We start from the raw sequence: 17,410 nt of genomic DNA on the forward strand, positions 1-17,410 counted from the left end.
TAAGCGTGGCTCACTTCGCCAGCGAGGCGACTGCCTCGATCTCGATCAGCATTTTCGGATCGGGCAGCGCCTGAACCACGCAGGTGGTGCGTGCAGGGAAAGGCGCGGGCCCGAACGCGCCGGCATAGAGTGCGTTCATCGCGGCGACATCGGAGGCGCGGGTCAAGAGCACGTTGACCTTGACGAGGTCACGCATCGTGGCGCCGGCCTCATCGAGCACGCGTTTGATGTTGATGACGACGTTGGCGAACTGCGCATCAAAGCCGTCCGGCAGCGCGCCATTGGCGTCGAAGCCGGGAATGCCGGAGACGAACAGGAGGTCGCCGACGCGCGCGGCAAAGGACAGCGGCGGCGCCTTGACGTGCGGCGGGGGTGCAAAATGCTGGATCGGCATGGGATCACCTTGGGTGGTCGTATGAGCCTAGGAAGCCTCTCCCACAAAAAATGCGAAAACAACCCCATGCACAGTAGAAATCAAGCAGAAATCATTGATCTTTTCGAATTCGGGAAAAGCAAAACAATCATTTGCTCTGTCGGGCAAAACAGGGGCAGAATGGCATGATGGCGATTGGGCGTCTTGTCGCGCCAATCTCCGCTGTCATGCCCCGGCTTGACCGGGGCATCCAGTACGCCGCAGCCTCTCGGTTCAATCACCGCCGTCTCTGGAATACTGGATCGCCCGGTTGAACCGGGCGATGACAGTTGAATACGCAGCTGCACCTCACGACTCACGTCCATCCCATCATGTTGCCGCCGCGATCGATCGGATACATTTGCGGCATCTGATTCGCTTCCCTCCTTGAAAAATAGCCCCCGGAGACGCCCCATGAAATTCGCATCCACCTTGCGTGCCGCGCTCGTTGCCATTGTAGCCCTTGCCGGCCTCTCGACCGCGGCGCAGGCCGATGGCGGCACCGTGGTGCTGACGATCTACAAGGCGGGCTGGATCATCGGCGGCTCGGGCGGGAGCGGCATGCTGAGCTTCCGCGGCCGCTCCTATTCGCTCTCCACCGGCGGTCTCGATTACGGCCTCGTCTTCGGCGGCTCCAAGACCGTGCTGCGCGGCCGCGTCTCCAACATCAACCGCCCCTCGGACGTCGCCGGCGTCTACGGCGCCGCCGGTGCCGGTCTCGCGGTCGGCCGCGGCGCCCGCGCCATCGTGCTGACCAACCAGAAGGGCGCGGTGCTGGAGCTGTCGGGCACCCAGACCGGCCTGATGGCGAACGCGGATCTGAGCGGGCTCGCGATCACGATGCGGTAGGGTTGCGGGTCGCGTAGGGTGGGTTAGGCGAAGCCGTAACCCACCTCTTTGATTTCCGCGGTGACAGAGGTGGTGGGTTACGCTGCGCTAACCCACCCTACGATCTCGCGACCGCCGCATGAATCCTCTCGCAATGGGCGACGAGGTTCTTGTGCGCGTCGACGAACGCTTTCAGCGGCGTCGGGATCGGAAAGTAATAGATATTGGCGATGAAGCCGTAGATGCCGGCATCACAGCTGGTTGGCCGCTCGCCATGCACGAAGCCCGTTGCAGGCACGATCTCGGCCAGAGTCTTCAGATCCGCGAGCCCCCGCGCATAGGCCTGTTCCGGCGTGTAGCGGCCGATGCCCTGGAAATGATAGCGCTGTGCGTTGTAGGCCTTGGCCTTCTCGAAGCCATCAGCGTCGATCTGCGGATGCTGCGCGATGAAGCCGTCGCGGAACGCGGGATAATAGCGGTCGTCCTTCCAGCGCGAATACGACATTACCCAATAGAGGTCGTCGAGCATGCGCGTGACGAAATGATTGGTTCGTCGCTGCTCCGGTGAAAGCGCGGCATCGATGGTGAGATGATATTTCGCGATTGTATGCGTGATGATCGTCTCGCTGTCGCCGATGGTCTCGCCGTCGTCGACGACATAAGGCAGCTGCCCGCGCGGCGCGGCCGAGGCGTCGAACACGTGCTCGTGCACGAAGGGCACGCGCGCGAGCTTGAGGAAGGCGTAGACCTTGAGGCCGTAGCCGTTGTTGTCGGCGACGCCGAACAGTTCCGGATAGGAATAGAGGGTCAGCATGGTGGCTTCCTCGCTAGCGTGTCGGTGCCTTGGCTCGCTGTTCGGTCGTGATCGCTTGTGCGGATTTGCTGGCACGGATCATCAGAAACGATCCGGACGTGCCCGGCAGCCGCCAGCGCCCGTCGATCTCGGTTGCTTCTGCATTTGTCACGCCGTCATAGTGGACCGTGTCGAAGCCGTAACCGGGCGGATCATAACGCTTGACGAATGAGACCACGGTGCCGGAGCGATGGCCCGTGATCGAGGCGTTGTGGGTTCGCAGCGGGCATCGCGGGTTCGAGCAGGGCTCGGTCACCTCGCCGAGGAGCGCGCCGCCGGTCTCGATCAGCGTCGCGGTGAACGTGACCATTCCCGTGCCCGGTTGAATGTAGGTGCCGTCCCAGACACCGGAGAGATCTTCGCTCATTGCGGTGGCTTCCTGGAATGATGCGCGCCGGATGGCGTCCGGTTGTTCCACTTCAAGTCGTATCGCCGCCGTGACGCGCTTGCAACAGTTCTGAGCTTTGTACGCGATCTCGTTCAATCGGAGGACGCGTGGGATCGCTCTTTCGCAGTATGGGATTCGGGCTTTCTTCCATGCAGTAAGGCCCGATATGCGACGTTCATTGATCCGCCAAACAATGCGGGGATTGCCATGGGGCGCCACACTTCTTGCCGGCCTTGCCGTCGCCGCCCCGGCGCTAGCCGCGGACCTCGCCCCCTTCACCAAGGCGCCGCCAATCGTGGCGTCGTCGTGGACCGGCTTCTACGCAGGACTCGGGCTGGGCCTGCGTGCAACGCAGGCCGATCTCACCACCACGTTGGCAGAGCGAAACGGCTTTTCCTTCGATCCCAACAGCGCCGTCAATACGCAACCCGTCAACGGCACCGGCTTTCGCGCCAATCCCTATGCCGGCTACAACTGGCAGGTCACCCCAAGCTGGGTCTTTGGCGTCGAAGGCGATGTCGGCTTTGGTGACCAGACGACGACGCTCCGTGGGTTCACCTACGGGCCGTTGTTCGGCTCGTCCACCTTCAACGCCGACGGCCTCTCGGTTAAAACCACTTGGGATGCGAGCCTGCGCGGCCGCGCCGGCTATCTCCTGACGCCGGCGACGCTGGTTTATGCCACCGGCGGCCTCGCCTGGCAGCATTACGACATCACCTCGACCTGCGTCAGCGTCGTCTGCGACGGTGCGACGCCGGCAGTGGTGTCGAATTCCACCACCAGGACGGGCTGGACGCTCGGCGGCGGCGTCGAGACCGCGCTCGACGGCAACTGGCTGCTGCGCTCCGAGTACCGCTATGCCGATTTCGGCACCGCGTCGTTCTCGATCACACGCGCCACGGCGTTCGGTCTCACCATCGAGAATTTCGATACGAAGCTCGCAACGCACACCGCAACCGTCGGGGTCGCCTACAAATTCGGTGATCCCGGCCTTGGCGGCCGTTCGCATCCGCTGTCCGCGCAGGCCGCGATGCCGTCGTCCTGGACGGGCGCCTATGCCGGCCTCGGCCTCGGGGCACGCGCCGCGCGCACCGATCTCATCGCGACGTCGGAGACTGTCGGCGGCTTTCCGTTCGACCTCACCGAACGCGCCAACACCCGTCCGTTCGACAATACCGCGTTTCGCGCCAGCCCCTATGCCGGCTATCTCTGGCAGTTCGCGCCGCAATGGACCGCAGGCATCGAGGGTGACTTTGGCTTCGCCGACAGCACCACGACGCGCGGCGGCTTCACCAGCATCTTTCTCGCGGACTCCCAGGAGCCCGGCGAGAGTCTTTCGATCCGCAGCAAATGGGACGCATCCTTGCGCGCGCGGCTCGGCTATCTCGTCAGCCCGCAGACCATGCTCTACGCCACCGCCGGCGTGGCCTGGCAGAATGTCGAGCTGACATCGACCTGTGTCAGCGTCTCCTGCAACGGCTTCTTCGGCGTGTCGCCGGGAATCGTCAGCGCGTCCACCACCAAGGCGGGCTGGACGGTCGGCGGCGGCCTCGAGACCGTGCTCTGGGGCAACTGGCTGGCGCGCGCCGAATACCGCTATGCCGACTATGGCAAGGCGAGCTTCACCGTCGCGCGGTCCAGCACCAATCCCGACTTCAATCCATCGATCAACACCTGGGACGTCGCGATGCGGACGCATCTGGCGACGTTCGGGGTGACGTACCGGTTTGAGTGAGGGGGACGGGGCATCATCGGCCGGTCGATGCGGCGTTGAACACGGCCAGTTGAGCATCGAACGCACGCCTGAACGCCGGTCGCGCTTCGCCGCGGGCGACATAGGACGAGAGGTTCGGATAGTCGTCGAGGATGCGGGATGCAGTCAGCCTGCGCAGCACCGTCACCATCAGGAGATCGCCGGCGCTGAATGCCCCGTCGAGCCAGTCGGCCTCGCCGAGTCGGTGGAACAATTCGTCGAGTCGGACCGAGACGCGATCCCTCAGGATGGGCAGGCGCTCTTCGTACCAGCTCTCGTCACGTTCGAGCAGCGTCGCCATCCCGAGATCGACGATCGGTGGCTCGACGGTGTTGAGCGCGGCAAATATCCACGCGATGGCGCGCGCCCTGGCGTTCGTCTCGGTCGGCAGCAGGGCGTCATGCTGCTCGGCGATATGGAGCACGATTGCGCCGGTCTCGAACAGGACGAGATCGCCGTCCTCGAAAGTCGGGATTTGTCCGAACGGATGTAGCGCAAGATGCCCCGGCTCCTTCATCGCCTCGAACGACACGAGGCGAACATTGTAGGGCCGGCCCACCTCCTCGAGCGCCCAGCGAACCCGCATGTCACGCGCCTGTCCCCTGCCGCGGTCGGGCGAATTTGCGAAGGCGGTGATGGTGGGTATCATCGGTAGGCTCCATATTCCGTCATTATATTCCGTCATTGCGAGCGCAGCGAAGCAATCCAGATTGTCGCCGCGGAGACAGTCTGGATTGCTTCGTCGCAAGGGCCTCCTCGCAATGACTGGGCTTGCGGCAGCGCTTTGCCTCCGGAGGACGAACGAGCAGCGCCAATTCCGACAACCTATCTGCTTTTCCAGCCCGCCGCGTGAGGTTACGCTGCGCCCACCAATCGCGCGAACCCTCAGGTCCGAGTCTCGCCCATGCTGGATAGTTTCGAATGGCCGAAGCCGGATGGTAAGCCCGACGAGGTCCTGTTCCGCAACGTTCGGGAACACGGCTGCCATCTGATGGGCATCGCCGCCGAGGCTCAGGCTCCGGCTTATGTTTTCTCGATCGGTCTCTACCTCAACTATGCGCACGCCGAACTCGTCTTGTTCGGACTCGACCCAAAAGACGCTTGCGCCGTCATCAACGCCGTTCGCGACCGCGCCGCAGCGGGGCAGCGCTACGTCGCGGGCGACGTCTGCGACGACCTTCCGCTCGAGCGTAAGGTCTGCTTCGTCGAGGTGCCGCTCAGGGCTTACGACGCCTATCTGGGCACGGCGATCTGGTTCTATGCCAAATTGCCGCGGCCGTTTCCCTGCCTTCAGATGGTGTGGCCAGATGAGGAGGGGCGATTTCCGTGGGAGACAGGGTACGATGCGAGCCTCAAGGCGTATCAGCCGGTGTTGAGGCCGCTTTCGTGAGGCGCTGATCCCTCGATGGATCGGAAAAAGTTCGCTGGCGCCTGTCGGATGGCCGTCGCCTGGTTCGTCCTTGGACCGACCCGCGCATTTGCGAGCCCTGGTGCCTACAAGAGGATATCTGTTCATGACGTCCATCACGCCGTTTCTCTGGTTCGACAACAACGTTCCCGAAGCCGTCGCCTTCTACAAATCGGTGTTCCCCAACGCAAAAGTCGAGACCGTCAGCGACTTCATGGCGGTGTTCGAGCTCGAAGGGCAGCGCTTCAACGCGCTCAACGGCGGGCCGATGTACCGCTTCAACGAAGCGGTGTCGTTCTTCATCAGCGTGGAGACGCAAGCGGAGGTCGACTATTTCTGGAGCCGGCTCACCGCCGACGGCGGCGCGGAGTCCAAATGTGGCTGGCTCAAGGACAAGTTCGGCCTGTCCTGGCAAGTGATCCCGACCGCACTCGGCCGCTATCTCGGCGACGCAGACCGGACGAAAGCGAACCGCGTCATGCAGGCCATGATGGGGATGAGGAAGATCGTGATTGCGGAGTTGGACAAGGCGTATGCGGGGTGAGGGGTTGACGGTGCCGTAGGGTGGGTTAGCGAAGCGTAACCCACCGCGCCGCCAAGGGCGGCCTAGTAGCCCGCATGAGCGCAGCGACATGCGGGACAACTCTTTCGATTCCCGGATATCGCTTCGCTCATCCGGGCTACAGCTTGTCGCTGTGAGCTGTCAGACAAACCCACGGCGTCGTCCTGGCGAAAGCCAGGACCCATACCGCGGAATCTATCGGTCGCGGACGGTCGCAGTACCGGACCACGGTCTTCGCCAAACTTTACCCTGGGGTAATGGGTCCTGGCTTTCGCCAGGACGACGGCTGAGTTTGGGGCGCTGCAGCTAACCCACCCTACGCAGCGATCCACTTCGCCAACTCGCGCCACGGCTCCAGCGTCCAATGCCCTGACGCAGCGCCGGACGGCGACGGCAACACGAACACTTCGGCGGGGCACTCGTCGCGCTGCTGCCGCCCCAGCGCAATCGCGCTCGACGGCCTGCCATAAAACAAACTCGCAGCCTTCTTGCTCGTGAACGCAATCGTCTTCGGCCGGTACTTCTCGATCTTGGCCCTGAAGCCGGGCACGTCGATCGACGCGGCCTCGATCTGATGATCCATCCCGGCGCCCGACTTGGACAGATCAGTGAAGCCGATCCCAAGCTCGATCAGCGCCGCAAACTCACTCGGCTGATAGCGCCGCGGCGTGATGCCGGCCTCATGGAGCGCGCGCCAGAAGCGGTTGCCCGGATGGGCGTAGTAGTGCCCAAGTTCGGCCGAGCGCGTGCTGGCGGCGGTGCCGACGAAGACGAGGCGGAGGTTGGGGTGGAGTTGGTCGGGGAGATGGTGGATGGTGGCCTCGGGCACGTCAATTATCCGCGGCTGTAGCCCGCATGAGCGGAGCGATATGCGGGACGACCAAGACCCCGGATGTCGCTGCGCTCATCCGGGCTACGCTTGCCATCGACGCTGCACCGGGACGGCGCGGGCCATATCCTGTGCGTATATTCCGTTGTGGCAATCTCCTGTCAGGAGATCAAGCTGGAATGGCACCCAGGCGTCTCCAATCGGCGTATATGCCTCTCCCACGAGCGAGCAATCATGAACTTCAATGTTCCGGAAGTCATCCCATGAGATGCGTGGACTGTCCCACTTGGAATTGTCCGCCTTCAAGGCGATGAAATTAGTCAATCGGCGAAACGCGATAGACCCGATCGAAGGCAGAGGGAAGATTTCCTTGATATCCGAGGCGAAGTGATCGCGAACGACACGATGCTCTGGATCGACGATACAGCCGGCGCCCTGCACGACAACGATGAAATCGCTCTTGTTAGGATGCTCAAAAACGCCAGTGCAGGCCGTCATGCTACCAAGAAAATTGCCAACCCAAGGCTCCGACATCCTCGGATAGAAACGAACGACCAGCCCCTCGCGATGCTCGCGCTCCCCATACTGCGTGAAGCTGATCGCCATGGGACCATAAGGTGGCAGTCCGGGCAGGATTTCAAATCGCATGACGTATCATCCGCGGCGGACGAGAGGCGGCTCCACAGGGAGTCCGCCTCTCGTCACGCAAAGCTCACAACACCCGATTACTCTCCTTCACCTTCTCCGCATCCAGATACACGCTTGATCCCATCTCCTTGAACTTCGCGCTCATCTGCTTCATGCCGTCCTCGGCAGTCCCGCTGATCGACATGCCGATCGAGTTCGGATCATTCAGTGTCGCGGCGTAGTCGCGGACGTCCTGGGTGATCTTCATCGAACAGAACTTTGGTCCGCACATCGAGCAGAAATGCGCGACCTTGTGGGCTTCCTTCGGCAGGGTCTCGTCGTGGAAGTTCTTCGCGGTCTCGGGATCGAGGCCGAGGTTGAACTGGTCGCTCCAGCGGAAGTCGAAACGGGCGCGGGAGAGCGCGTCGTCGCGGAGCTGGGCTGCCGGGTGGCCCTTGGCGAGATCGCTGGCGTGGGCGGCGATCTTGTAGGTGATGACGCCGACCTTGACGTCGTTGCGGTCGGGTAGCCCAAGATGCTCCTTCGGCGTGACGTAGCAGAGCATGGCGCAGCCGAACCAGCCGATCATGGCAGCACCGATGCCCGAGGTGATGTGGTCATAGCCCGGCGCGATGTCGGTGGTCAGCGGTCCAAGCGTGTAGAACGGCGCTTCGCCGCACTCCTTGAGCTGCTTGTCCATGTTGATCTTGATCTTGTGCATCGGCACGTGGCCGGGGCCCTCGATCATGACCTGGCAGCCCTTGTCCCACGCGATTTTGGTGAGCTCGCCGAGCGTCTCCAGTTCGGCAAATTGCGCGCGGTCGTTGGCGTCGGCGATCGAGCCCGGGCGCAGGCCGTCGCCGAGCGAGAACGAGACGTCATACTTGCGCATGAGGTCGCAGATCTCGTCGAAATGCGTGTAGAGAAAACTCTCCTTGTGATGCGCCAGGCACCACTTCGCCATGATCGAGCCGCCGCGCGACACGATGCCGGTGACACGGTTGGCGGTGAGGTGGATGTAGGGCAGGCGCACGCCGGCGTGGATGGTGAAATAGTCGACGCCCTGCTCGCACTGCTCGATCAGCGTGTCCTTGTAGAGCTCCCAGGTCAGCTGCACCGGATCGCCGTTGCACTTCTCCAGCGCCTGATAGATGGGAACGGTGCCGATCGGCACCGGCGCGTTGCGCAAGATCCACTCACGCGTGGTGTGGATGTTGCGGCCCGTCGAGAGATCCATCACGGTGTCGGCGCCCCAGCGGATCGCCCACACCATCTTCTCGACCTCTTCCTCGACCGACGAGGTCACCGCCGAGTTGCCGATATTGGCGTTGATCTTGGTCAGGAAGTTGCGGCCGATGATCATCGGCTCGAGTTCGCTATGATTGATGTTGCAGGGGATGATGGCGCGGCCGCGTGCGATCTCGGAGCGAACGAACTCCGGGGTGATGAAGGCGGGGACCTCGGCGCCAAAGCTCTCGCCATCGGCAAGGGCTGCCTCGGCGCGTTCGAGCTGCTGCTTGCGGCCGAGATTTTCGCGCGCGGCGACGTAGATCATCTCCTTGGTGATGATGCCGGCGCGAGCGAATTCGAGCTGCGTGATCTTGTGGCCGTCAAGGCCGCGCAGCGGCTGGTGATAGGCCGAGAAGGCGCGTGCGGCCTTGTCGGTGGAGACGCTGCCATTGTCCTCCGGCTTGATCTGGCGTCCCTCATATTCCTCGACGCCGCCGCGCTCCAGCACCCATGATTTGCGGCCGCGGGCGAGGCCGGCGTTGACGTCGATGGTCACGGACGGATCGGTGTAGGGGCCGGAGGTGTCGTACACCGGCAGGTTCGGCTCGCCGGCGCCTTCGGAGAGGATGATCTCGCGCAAGGGCACGCGCAGGTCGGGCGCGGCGTCCGGCGAGGCGAAGATTTTTCGCGAGGACGGCAGCGGGCCGGTGGTGACGGCGGGGACGGTCTTGTCGGGGTTGGAGCGGATGTTCATGGGGATCCTCCTTAGTTCAATTCGTTGGTGTCGCTGCGCGAACGTCGATTACAGCTGTCATCCCCGCGAAGGCGGGGATCCAGTATTCCAGAGGCCGTAGTGGGATATGGAGAGGCCGCGGCGTACTGGATCGCCCGGTCCTGATGCGCAATTGCGCATAAGGCCGGGCGATGACGGCGGAGTGTGGTGAGTGAGCGAGGCGCATCACGCCGCCTCCACGGACAGGCCGAGCCATTGTCGCACCCGCGCATCGGGGTCGGCGTTCTGGGTGACGTCGCTGACGACGGCGATGGAATCTGCGCCCGCCGCAAAAATCTCGGCGGCGTGCTCGAACTTGATGCCGCCGATCGCGACCAGCGGGATGTGGCCTACGCGCTTCTTCCATTCCGTGATCTTTGGAACGCCCTGCGGCGCGAAGCGCATCGATTTGAGCGTGGTGAAGAAGATCGGGCCGAGCGCGACATAGTCGGGCTTGGCCGCGAGCGCGGTCTCAAGCTCGGCGTCGTCATGGGTGGAGACGCCAAGCGACAGGCCGCCCTCGCGGATGGACTTGAGGTCGGCATCGGCCAGATCCTCCTGGCCGAGATGCAAATACTTTGCGCCCGCGACGACAGCCGCGCGCCAATAGTCGTTCACGACAAGCTTGGTTTGCGTGCCGTTGGTGATCGCCAGCGCGTCGCTGACGATCTGGAGCGCGTCGGCATCGTTGAGGTCTTTCGCGCGCAGCTGGATGGTGCCGACGCCGAGTTTGGTCAGGCGCTCGACCCATTTGAGGCTGTCGACGACGGGATAGAAACGATCAGGATACGGCATGCCAGAACGGGGTCCCAACGACAGGGGTTGAAGGGGAAGCGAAGTCGCGGGCGTTCATCAGCCCGGCTTCGTAAGCGGTGCGGCCGGCATCACAGCCGAGGCGGAAGGCGTTGGCCATCGCGACGGGATCGGCGGCTTTGGCGATGGCCGTGTTGAGCAGCACGGCGTCGTAGCCGAGCTCGAGCGCTTCAGCTGCGTGGCTGGGCGCGCCGATGCCGGCGTCGACCACCAGCGTGATGTCGGGCAGGCGTTCGCGCATGAGTTTCAGCGCATCGCGGTTGGTGATGCCTTTCGCGCTGCCGATGGGGGCGGCCCATGGCATCACCACCTTGCAGCCGGCGTCAACCAGGCGGTTCGCGACCGAGAGATCCTCGGTGCAATAGGGGAACACTTCAAAACCGTCCTTGATCAGGATGGTGGCGGCTTCGACCAGGCCAACGACATCGGGCTGGAGCGTGTCGTTGTCGGCGATGACTTCGAGCTTGATCCAGCTGGTGCCGAACAATTCGCGCGCGAGCTTTGCGGTGGTCACAGCTTCGCGCACGCTGCGGCAGCCGGCGGTGTTCGGCAGCACGGTGACGTCGAGCTCGCGGATCAGATTCCAGAACGCGTCACCAGTCTTGCCGCCGGCGGATTCGCGCCGCAGCGACACCGTGACGATGTTCGAGCCCGAGGCGCGGATCGCGGACTGCATGATCGCAGGCGAGGGATAGAGTGCGCTGCCGATCAGGAGGCGGGAGGGGAAGGATTTGCCGTAGAAGGTCACCATGAAGGTGTCTCCTCAATTGACGCTGTCATCCCCGCGAAGGCGGGGATCCAGTACGCCGCGGCCGCGCGGCTAGAACCGAGACGCCGCGGCGTACTGGATCGCCCGGTCAAGCCGGGCGATGACAGTTGAGTGCGGGGTGACTGCATCATCCTCACCCTCCCTGCCGCGGCGTGATGATCTCGATTTCGTCGCCGGCCTTGAGATGCGTCTCGGCCCAGCGGCTTTTCGGCACCACGTCGTAGTTGAGCGCGATCGCGAAATGCGTGCCCTCGTAGTCGAGCTCGCTGAGCAGCGCATCGACGCTTGCCGAATTCACCTCGCGTTGCTCGCCGTTCACAACTACGCGCATTGCATCACCTCATTGTCGATCTGTCCGCGCTCGACATAGGCAAGCGTCAGCTCGGCGAGCGCCGGCGCGATCAGGAAGCCGTGGCGGTAGAGGCCGTTGACCGCGATGTTGCGGTCATGCACCGCGATGCGCGGCAAATTGTCGGGAAAAGCGGGACGAAGGCCCGAGCCGAATTCGACGATGCGGGCTTCGCCGAAGGCGGGATGCACGGCATAGGCCGCGCCCAGCAGCTCCAGCGCCGAGCGCACGCTGACGCCGGTGTCCTCGGCCTCGATCGAGGTCGCGCCCAGCATGAACAGATTGTCTTCGCGCGGGATCACGTAGAGCGGCCAGCGCGGATGGATCAGCCGCACCGGGCGCGCAAGCTGCACCTCGTCGGTCTCGATCAAGATCATCTCGCCCTTGACGCCGCGAAGCTCCGGCTGCGCGTCGCGCGCGGAAAGGCCGCGGCAGTCGATCACCAGGCCTTTAGGATTAAGGTTTGCGAGATCGGCAGCCGTCACGTCGCTGTCGAACTTGATGGTGCCGCCGGCAGCAACGATGCGCTCGTGCAGTTTCGGCAGCACGCGGCGTGGCTCGACATGACCTTCGGTCGGGAAGAACAGCGCGTCGCGGAAGCGGCCTTCCAGCGACGGTTCGAGCTGCGCCAGAGCTGCGGCATCGAGCCGGCAGTGGCCCTCGGTCATGCGGGCAAAGCGCTCAAAGTCGTTGCGCTCGCGCGGATGGGCGACGACGAGGGAGCCGTTGAACGGCGTGTCCGGCAATTCGCGCCGCCAGATGTCGAGCGAGCGCAGGCCCAAGCGGCTGATGATGGGTTCGGAAACCTCCGCCTCGCAATAAGGCGCGAGCATGCCGCCGGCCCAATGGCTGGTGGCATCGGTCATGGCGGCGTCGCCGCGCTCGTGGAGCGTCACCGAATGGCCGGCCTGCGCGAACAGCAGCGCCTGCCAGGCTCCGGCTATGCCTGCACCGATGATGGATACCGGGGAATCCGGTCGCTTGGTCGTCTGCAACATCCCTGTCCCTTCGCCGGCATGACCCGGATCAGGTTCAAAGGGTCACCGCGGTCCTGGGCGGGTTTGCCCATTTAGCGGTATCTCAGCTCCTCCTCGGAGCACCCCTCGGAACGGCTCTAATGTAGGCCTGTGACGGCCTGTGTCAACGCATGTTCCCGGGAACCTGTGCCCGCGCGTTGCGGACGTGCTGGGCAAGCTTGCGGTGTGGCGGGGCGCCGAACATCGGCTGCGGATTGCCGTTCGGCTCCAGCCAGGCCTCAGTGCTCGCCTGCTGCACCGTCTGTTGTGTCGTTTCTTGCCGCTGCCGCTTTGCGGCGTAGTAATAGCCGCCTGCATAATAATGAATGGCTCGGGCGTGGTCGCCATTGGCGGCGTGGTAGGCGCCGGCAAGGTATTTCACCGCATAGGTGAGATTGGTGTCGGGATCGCGCAGGCCCGCGGCATCGCCGGTGTAGCCGAGCCCGCGGGCGGTCGCGAGCTTGATCTGCATCAGGCCGATGGTGCCGCCATGGCCGATCAGCTGCGGCTGATAGCGGCTCTCGCGCATGATGACGCGATGCACCAGCGCTTCCGGCACGCCGTTGGCGCGCGCATGCGCCGCGACCATTTCGGAATATTCGGCTTCGCCCGCGAAGGCGGCCTGCGGCAATGTCAGTCCAGCCACGAGCAGCGCGGCAACGCGTAAAATTTTCATGAGAAATCCCGGGTCCCTGAGTGACCTGCGCTCAGGTCCTTAGGACTCCCGAACGCGGCGATGATGTGACCAAACGCCGCCGTTAACGATTTTGCGGCGCCGAGCCGTTGTTACGACTCAATGCTGGCGTACAGGTTCCTCAGGTGGACGAGCCCCGCTCGCGACAGCACGCCTGTCTATTCGCGCTGGCTTGCGAAAGCGAGTATGAAGAGGCCGCAAATCGGGAGAGGTGCTATGACAAACATGGCAAAAGCACACACCGGCGACATCCCCAGACAGAATCCCTGTGCCCAATGCGGCACGCCGATCGCAAAGCCTGACTGGATCGAGGCGGGCGAGGGGCGCATCTCCTATCTCTGGACATGTCGCGCCTGCGACTATCGCTTCGAGGCGGTGGCGATCTTCGATGAGGTGGCCGTCGCGCACCCGCCGCTCGCGGCTTAAGCGATTATCTACGCCGCCAGCCGCGGCTGCTGCCACACCGGCAATTGCATCCGCACGATCAGCCCGTGCGGCTCGCGGTCGTGCAGCGACAGCTCGCCGCCATGGGCAAGCGCGATCGCGCGCGCGATCGACAGGCCGAGGCCGAAGCCGGTGGAATCGTCCATGGTGCGCGCATCGTCGCCGCGCACGAACGGCTCCAGCATCTCCTGCTTGCGCGCATCCGAAATGCCCGGGCCGTCGTCCTCGACGTCGATGACGAGCTTGGTGCCGGCGACATCGAGCCGGATCGTCACCTCGGCGCCGAACCGGACCGCGTTCTCGACCAGGTTGGTGATGCCGCGATGCAGATCGTCGGGGCGCGCGGCTGCGGTCGCCGAAGCGGGGCCATCGTAGTGCACGACGTGGCCCATGTCGCCGAACTGGTCGGCGATGACCTGGAGCGTGCTGGCGATGTCGACCAGCGTCACCGCCTCGATCTTGCGGTCGTTGCGCAGCAGCGACAGCACGGATTCCAGCATCGAGCGCATCTGGTCGAGATCGATCAGCATGCGTTTGCGGTTGCCCTCATCCTCGATGAACTCGGCGCGCAGGCGCAGCCGTGTGATCGGCGTGCGCAGATCGTGGCTGATCGCCGCCAGCATCCGGGTGCGATCCGACATCAGCCGCGCGATCCGCTCATGCATGCGGTTGAGCGCGCGCGCGACCGAGCGGATCTCCTCCGGGCCGCGCTCGGGCAGCGGATCGCCCGCGCCGTCGAGGCTGAAATTCTCGGCCGCCTTGGCGAAGGATGACAGCGGCGCGGCCAGCGCGTAGGCCGCCCAAAGGCCCAGCATCGCGACACTGATCAGCGCGAACAGCAACGTCATGATCCAGGGGCCGCCCCAGAACCGTGGTGGATAGGGCGGCTGCTCGACGCGGCCCGCGACCATGGTCCCGTCCGGCAATTCGACCGCGATCCGGTGCACGCCGCCTTGCGGGGCCAGCGCGAGCACCTTGTACCGATGACCGAGATGCCGGCGCACATAGTGCGCAGGCTGGCCGTCACTGTCGTCGGCGACGGAGGCCGTCCCCGGCGCGAGAAGCTCGATGCCGGCCTTGGGAAACGCGCGGGCTATGTCGGCCAGGATGCGGGGCCGCTCGCCCGCGTCGGCGCCGTTGAGCAGCAGCGCGGCGTCCGCAAGCTGATGCGCGCTGTCGGGCGGCGGGTCAGCGCGGTCCGGCCGGGTGATCAGGAAACTTACGGTGAGGATCAGATGCAGCGCGACGAGCGAGGCCACCACCAGCGCGGCGATCTGTCCGCCGATGCTCTTGAGGTGGAAGAAACGGAACGGCGTCATGATGGCCGGCCCGTCAGTTGCTCAGGGGCGCCGTGACCGCTCCCGTGCTGACCGCTTCGGTTCTTGGCGTGAACAAATAGCCGCCGGAGCGCACCGTCTTGATGATGGTGGGATCCTGCGGATTGGGCTCGATCTTGCGGCGGATGCGGCTGACCAGCACGTCGATGGAGCGCTCGAACGAGCCGGTGTTGCGGCCTTGCGTGAGGTCGAGCAGGCTGTCGCGCGACAGCACGCGGCCGGGCCGCTCGCAGAATGTCCGCAGCAGGTCGAACTCGGCGCTGGTTACCGCGACGCGGGCGCCTTCCGGATTGCGCAGCTCGCGCAGGCGCAGGTCGATGCGCCAGCCTTCGAAGGCGAGCGTCGAGGCACCCTCGATCGAGCTTGCGGCCTGTGCCGACGCCTGGCGCCGCAGCACCGCGTTGATGCGGGCGAGCAGCTCGCGCGGGTTGAACGGCTTCGGCAGATAGTCGTCCGCGCCCATCTCCAGGCCGACGATGCGGTCGACGTCCTCGCCGCGCGCGGTCAGCATGATGATCGGCGTCTGGGCCTCCGAGCGCACCTTGCGGCACAGGCTGAGGCCGTCCTCGCCCGGCAGCATGACGTCGAGAATGATGAGATCAACGCGGTGATCGGCCATGGCGCGCGACATTTCGCGGCCATCGCTCACGGCGGTGACGTTGCAGGCGTTGTTGCGCAGGTACTTCGCAATCAACGTCCGGGTTTCGCGGTCGTCTTCGACGACCAGGATGTTGGGAGAGGAGTTGGCCATGAGCTTTGTTTGTCCAAGATTCGGGCCAAAAGGCGAAGATTTTTGTTTCAGATTGTTTCTGAGTGTGTTTCTGCAATGCCCCGCAACGATCGGGCAGTGGAACGGCAAGGTCCCGTTAAGACCGTTAACCATATCGTGGGCGGGTCAAGCAAGAAACCCCGCAAATCCACGGAGCCATCATGACTTCGATTTCGGCGGCCTCCGCCGGTAATTATCAGTCCCCGCTGCAAAAGCTGCAGCAGGAGCTGCAATCCGAAGTGTCCGACGGGACGGTTTCCTCCTCGGACCAGTCCGCGCTCTCGACGGCCCTGACCGACATCGATTCGGCGCTCCAGCAGAGCCGGTCGAGCGATCAGTCGAGCGGCACCAAGCCGTCGAAGGACGGCCTGAAGTCGAAGATCGATGACCTCATCTCCAATGAGGTCTCGAACGGTACGCTGACCTCCGACCAGGCCACCGAGCTGAAGGGCGTGTTTCAGTCAGCCTTCGCCAACGGTCCCGGCGGCGCCGGCGGTCCCGGTGGAGCAGGCGGACCGCCGCCCGGCCCGCCGCCGTCGGACGACAGCTCGTCTTCGGATTCGTCGTCGTCCACGGATTCGACGAGCAGCAGCTCGACCGACTCCAGCACGGCCAAGATCCTCGAGCAGTTCCTCGAAGCACTCCAGCAGTCGCAGTCATCGTCGTCGAGCTCGTCTTACGGCGCCAATGGCACGACGAGCTCGTCGAGCAGCTCGGATTTCTCCGCGCTTCTGATCGACTACCAGAGCTGACCGTCGCGACGCCGGTTGGCGCATTCCTCGCCGCGATTGTGCTTCACCCAGGGCGCATGATCGTCGGCGGGGAACTGTGCATCTCGAACGTTCCTGCGCGAATTTAGGAACTTTCGTCGCGATGCAGCACCATCATCGCGCGACGAAATTGCCGCATCTTAGGAACTGCAATTGATCGTGTCTGTTCTCTCCGCACGAGCTTTCTGAAGGAGAGGATAACATGTTGATGAAATCGATCGCCGCCGGCCTCGCCGGCACCGCGCTGTTTGCGACCGTTGCGTTTGCACAAAACCCGACCGCCACCACCGACAAGGCGCCGACTGCGGCCACGACCGCGACGACGACAACCACGACCGCCTCGGGCGAGTGGCGTGCGTCGAAGATGGCGGGCCTGAAGATCTACAACGACGCCAACGAGAACATCGGCTCGATCAACGACCTGCTGATGGACAAGAACGGTGACGTCAAGATCGCCGTGATCGGCGTCGGCGGCTTCCTCGGCATGGGCGAGCATCTCGTCGCCGTGCCCTATGACAAGCTGAAATTCGTCAACGAGGCCGTGGCCTATACCGGCACCGGCGCGAACCCGGGTGCCAAGCCCGCGGCGAGCACCACGACGGGCGCCGCGACCGGCACCGAGAAGACCACAACGACCACGACCACTTCGTCGTCCAAGTGGTATCCGGACCACGCCGTGTTCAACGCGACCAAGGACGAGTTGAAGAACATGCCCGAGTTCAAATACGCGGAGTAATACGGCTTAGCCGATAAACGAAGCGCGCCCGGTTTCCACCGGGCGCGCTAT

General features: G+C 64.0%; 22 protein-coding genes and 1 riboswitch. Of the genes, 7 read left to right on the forward strand and 15 right to left on the reverse strand.

Annotation, left to right across the window (positions count from 1 at the left end):
* Positions 1-10 precede the first annotated feature (10 nt).
* Both UP06_RS09130 and UP06_RS41430 read right to left on the reverse strand, forming a co-directional pair.
* Complete coding sequence (locus UP06_RS09130; protein WP_045002190.1) at positions 11-394, reverse strand: RidA family protein; 384 nt, start codon at positions 392-394, stop codon at positions 11-13.
* Positions 395-474: 80 nt separating this feature from the next.
* A complete protein-coding gene (locus UP06_RS41430; RefSeq protein WP_197087149.1) occupies positions 475-828 on the reverse strand; it encodes a hypothetical protein in 354 nt (117 codons plus the stop codon).
* On the opposite strand from UP06_RS41430, the gene UP06_RS09135 reads away from it, so the two are divergent.
* Positions 827-1,261 carry a hypothetical protein gene (locus UP06_RS09135; protein WP_045002191.1) on the forward strand — a complete coding sequence of 145 codons (435 nt, stop codon included), beginning with the start codon at positions 827-829 and terminating at the stop codon, positions 1,259-1,261. The two genes, UP06_RS41430 and UP06_RS09135, sit on opposite strands and share 2 nt — an antisense overlap.
* Before the next feature lie 97 nt (positions 1,262-1,358).
* Here the strand turns inward: UP06_RS09135 and UP06_RS09140 are convergent, their stop codons facing one another.
* Both UP06_RS09140 and UP06_RS09145 read right to left on the reverse strand, forming a co-directional pair.
* Positions 1,359-2,054: a glutathione S-transferase family protein gene (locus UP06_RS09140; protein WP_045002192.1), complete on the reverse strand. Its 696-nt coding sequence runs from the start codon at positions 2,052-2,054 to the stop codon at positions 1,359-1,361.
* Positions 2,055-2,067: 13 nt separating this feature from the next.
* Positions 2,068-2,577 (reverse strand): hypothetical protein, encoded by a 510-nt coding sequence (locus UP06_RS09145; RefSeq protein WP_245305440.1) that lies wholly within the window; start codon positions 2,575-2,577, stop codon positions 2,068-2,070.
* A 97-nt stretch (positions 2,578-2,674) separates the two neighbouring features.
* Between UP06_RS09145 and UP06_RS09150 the strand changes: the two genes are divergently transcribed.
* Positions 2,675-4,216, forward strand: a complete 1,542-nt coding sequence (locus UP06_RS09150; protein ID WP_045002194.1) for an outer membrane protein — start codon at positions 2,675-2,677, stop codon at positions 4,214-4,216.
* A gap of 13 nt (positions 4,217-4,229) precedes the next feature.
* Here UP06_RS09150 and UP06_RS09155 read toward each other — a convergent pair whose 3' ends face one another.
* A complete protein-coding gene (locus tag UP06_RS09155) occupies positions 4,230-4,883 on the reverse strand; it encodes a glutathione S-transferase family protein (protein WP_045002195.1) in 654 nt (217 codons plus the stop codon).
* 255 nt (positions 4,884-5,138) lie between these two features.
* On the opposite strand from UP06_RS09155, the gene UP06_RS09160 reads away from it, so the two are divergent.
* Together UP06_RS09160 and UP06_RS09165 are read left to right on the forward strand one after the other, a co-directional pair.
* Positions 5,139-5,624: a DUF4262 domain-containing protein gene (locus tag UP06_RS09160; protein WP_050031589.1), complete on the forward strand. Its 486-nt coding sequence runs from the start codon at positions 5,139-5,141 to the stop codon at positions 5,622-5,624.
* A 124-nt stretch (positions 5,625-5,748) separates the two neighbouring features.
* On the forward strand, positions 5,749-6,186 hold the full coding sequence (locus UP06_RS09165; protein ID WP_045002196.1) for a VOC family protein: 438 nt from the start codon (positions 5,749-5,751) through the stop codon (positions 6,184-6,186).
* Between the two features lie 334 nt (positions 6,187-6,520).
* Here UP06_RS09165 and UP06_RS09170 read toward each other — a convergent pair whose 3' ends face one another.
* The 8 genes from UP06_RS09170 to UP06_RS09205 form a co-directional block, all read right to left on the reverse strand.
* Positions 6,521-7,033, reverse strand: coding sequence for a mismatch-specific DNA-glycosylase (locus UP06_RS09170; protein WP_045002197.1), 513 nt, complete (start codon positions 7,031-7,033; stop codon positions 6,521-6,523).
* Between the two features lie 84 nt (positions 7,034-7,117).
* Complete coding sequence (locus tag UP06_RS09175) at positions 7,118-7,681, reverse strand: hypothetical protein (protein WP_156162860.1); 564 nt, start codon at positions 7,679-7,681, stop codon at positions 7,118-7,120.
* A 64-nt stretch (positions 7,682-7,745) separates the two neighbouring features.
* Entirely contained in the window at positions 7,746-9,644 is a 1,899-nt protein-coding gene (gene thiC, locus UP06_RS09180; RefSeq protein WP_045002199.1) for a phosphomethylpyrimidine synthase ThiC, read from the reverse strand.
* Between the two features lie 204 nt (positions 9,645-9,848).
* Complete coding sequence (locus UP06_RS09185) at positions 9,849-10,457, reverse strand: thiamine phosphate synthase (RefSeq protein WP_045002200.1); 609 nt, start codon at positions 10,455-10,457, stop codon at positions 9,849-9,851.
* On the reverse strand, positions 10,444-11,226 hold the full coding sequence (locus tag UP06_RS09190) for a thiazole synthase (RefSeq protein WP_045002201.1): 783 nt from the start codon (positions 11,224-11,226) through the stop codon (positions 10,444-10,446). Before UP06_RS09190 ends, UP06_RS09185 begins: the two co-directional genes overlap by 14 nt.
* Before the next feature lie 151 nt (positions 11,227-11,377).
* The gene (gene thiS, locus UP06_RS09195; protein ID WP_045002202.1) at positions 11,378-11,575 is read right to left on the reverse strand and encodes a sulfur carrier protein ThiS; all 198 of its coding nucleotides are present in this window, start codon (positions 11,573-11,575) and stop codon (positions 11,378-11,380) included.
* The gene (locus UP06_RS09200) at positions 11,566-12,591 is read right to left on the reverse strand and encodes an FAD-dependent oxidoreductase (RefSeq protein ID WP_045002203.1); all 1,026 of its coding nucleotides are present in this window, start codon (positions 12,589-12,591) and stop codon (positions 11,566-11,568) included. Before UP06_RS09200 ends, thiS begins: the two co-directional genes overlap by 10 nt.
* Positions 12,579-12,707, reverse strand: a riboswitch (TPP riboswitch). It overlaps the preceding gene by 13 nt.
* 26 nt (positions 12,708-12,733) lie before the next feature.
* A complete protein-coding gene (locus UP06_RS09205) occupies positions 12,734-13,285 on the reverse strand; it encodes a transglycosylase SLT domain-containing protein (protein WP_045002204.1) in 552 nt (183 codons plus the stop codon).
* Positions 13,286-13,528: 243 nt separating this feature from the next.
* Between UP06_RS09205 and UP06_RS09210 the strand changes: the two genes are divergently transcribed.
* The gene (locus UP06_RS09210; RefSeq protein WP_502691304.1) at positions 13,529-13,729 is read left to right on the forward strand and encodes a hypothetical protein; all 201 of its coding nucleotides are present in this window, start codon (positions 13,529-13,531) and stop codon (positions 13,727-13,729) included.
* Positions 13,730-13,737: 8 nt separating this feature from the next.
* Here the strand turns inward: UP06_RS09210 and UP06_RS09215 are convergent, their stop codons facing one another.
* Positions 13,738-15,066 carry an ATP-binding protein gene (locus UP06_RS09215; protein ID WP_045002206.1) on the reverse strand — a complete coding sequence of 443 codons (1,329 nt, stop codon included), beginning with the start codon at positions 15,064-15,066 and terminating at the stop codon, positions 13,738-13,740.
* Between the two features lie 13 nt (positions 15,067-15,079).
* Entirely contained in the window at positions 15,080-15,835 is a 756-nt protein-coding gene (locus tag UP06_RS09220) for a response regulator (protein ID WP_045002207.1), read from the reverse strand.
* A gap of 179 nt (positions 15,836-16,014) precedes the next feature.
* Between UP06_RS09220 and UP06_RS09225 the strand changes: the two genes are divergently transcribed.
* Together UP06_RS09225 and UP06_RS09230 are read left to right on the forward strand one after the other, a co-directional pair.
* Positions 16,015-16,605, forward strand: a complete 591-nt coding sequence (locus UP06_RS09225; protein ID WP_045002208.1) for a hypothetical protein — start codon at positions 16,015-16,017, stop codon at positions 16,603-16,605.
* 220 nt (positions 16,606-16,825) lie between these two features.
* Positions 16,826-17,359 (forward strand): PRC-barrel domain-containing protein, encoded by a 534-nt coding sequence (locus tag UP06_RS09230; protein ID WP_045002209.1) that lies wholly within the window; start codon positions 16,826-16,828, stop codon positions 17,357-17,359.
* Positions 17,360-17,410: the final 51 nt, after the last annotated feature.

Source organism: Bradyrhizobium sp. LTSP857, from assembly GCF_000938285.1.
Taxonomy (GTDB): domain Bacteria; phylum Pseudomonadota; class Alphaproteobacteria; order Rhizobiales; family Xanthobacteraceae; genus Bradyrhizobium.

Excerpts from the sequence above, each read along its gene's own strand:
- UP06_RS09130 (WP_045002190.1), bottom strand. The coding sequence starts at position 394 with ATGCCGATCCAGCATTTTGCACCCCCGCCGCACGTCAAGGCGCCGCCG.
- UP06_RS09135 (WP_045002191.1), top strand. The coding sequence starts at position 827 with ATGAAATTCGCATCCACCTTGCGTGCCGCGCTCGTTGCCATTGTAGCC.
- UP06_RS41430 (WP_197087149.1), bottom strand. The coding sequence starts at position 828 with ATGGGGCGTCTCCGGGGGCTATTTTTCAAGGAGGGAAGCGAATCAGAT.
- UP06_RS09140 (WP_045002192.1), bottom strand. The coding sequence starts at position 2,054 with ATGCTGACCCTCTATTCCTATCCGGAACTGTTCGGCGTCGCCGACAAC.
- UP06_RS09150 (WP_045002194.1), top strand. The coding sequence starts at position 2,675 with ATGCGGGGATTGCCATGGGGCGCCACACTTCTTGCCGGCCTTGCCGTC.
- UP06_RS09155 (WP_045002195.1), bottom strand. The coding sequence starts at position 4,883 with ATGATACCCACCATCACCGCCTTCGCAAATTCGCCCGACCGCGGCAGG.
- UP06_RS09160 (WP_050031589.1), top strand. The coding sequence starts at position 5,139 with ATGCTGGATAGTTTCGAATGGCCGAAGCCGGATGGTAAGCCCGACGAG.
- UP06_RS09165 (WP_045002196.1), top strand. The coding sequence starts at position 5,749 with ATGACGTCCATCACGCCGTTTCTCTGGTTCGACAACAACGTTCCCGAA.
- UP06_RS09175 (WP_156162860.1), bottom strand. The coding sequence starts at position 7,681 with ATGCGATTTGAAATCCTGCCCGGACTGCCACCTTATGGTCCCATGGCG.
- thiC (WP_045002199.1), bottom strand. The coding sequence starts at position 9,644 with ATGAACATCCGCTCCAACCCCGACAAGACCGTCCCCGCCGTCACCACC.
- UP06_RS09185 (WP_045002200.1), bottom strand. The coding sequence starts at position 10,457 with ATGCCGTATCCTGATCGTTTCTATCCCGTCGTCGACAGCCTCAAATGG.
- UP06_RS09190 (WP_045002201.1), bottom strand. The coding sequence starts at position 11,226 with ATGGTGACCTTCTACGGCAAATCCTTCCCCTCCCGCCTCCTGATCGGC.
- thiS (WP_045002202.1), bottom strand. The coding sequence starts at position 11,575 with ATGCGCGTAGTTGTGAACGGCGAGCAACGCGAGGTGAATTCGGCAAGC.
- UP06_RS09200 (WP_045002203.1), bottom strand. The coding sequence starts at position 12,591 with ATGTTGCAGACGACCAAGCGACCGGATTCCCCGGTATCCATCATCGGT.
- UP06_RS09205 (WP_045002204.1), bottom strand. The coding sequence starts at position 13,285 with ATGAAAATTTTACGCGTTGCCGCGCTGCTCGTGGCTGGACTGACATTG.
- UP06_RS09210 (WP_502691304.1), top strand. The coding sequence starts at position 13,529 with ATGGCAAAAGCACACACCGGCGACATCCCCAGACAGAATCCCTGTGCC.
- UP06_RS09215 (WP_045002206.1), bottom strand. The coding sequence starts at position 15,066 with ATGACGCCGTTCCGTTTCTTCCACCTCAAGAGCATCGGCGGACAGATC.
- UP06_RS09220 (WP_045002207.1), bottom strand. The coding sequence starts at position 15,835 with ATGGCCAACTCCTCTCCCAACATCCTGGTCGTCGAAGACGACCGCGAA.
- UP06_RS09225 (WP_045002208.1), top strand. The coding sequence starts at position 16,015 with ATGACTTCGATTTCGGCGGCCTCCGCCGGTAATTATCAGTCCCCGCTG.
- UP06_RS09230 (WP_045002209.1), top strand. The coding sequence starts at position 16,826 with ATGTTGATGAAATCGATCGCCGCCGGCCTCGCCGGCACCGCGCTGTTT.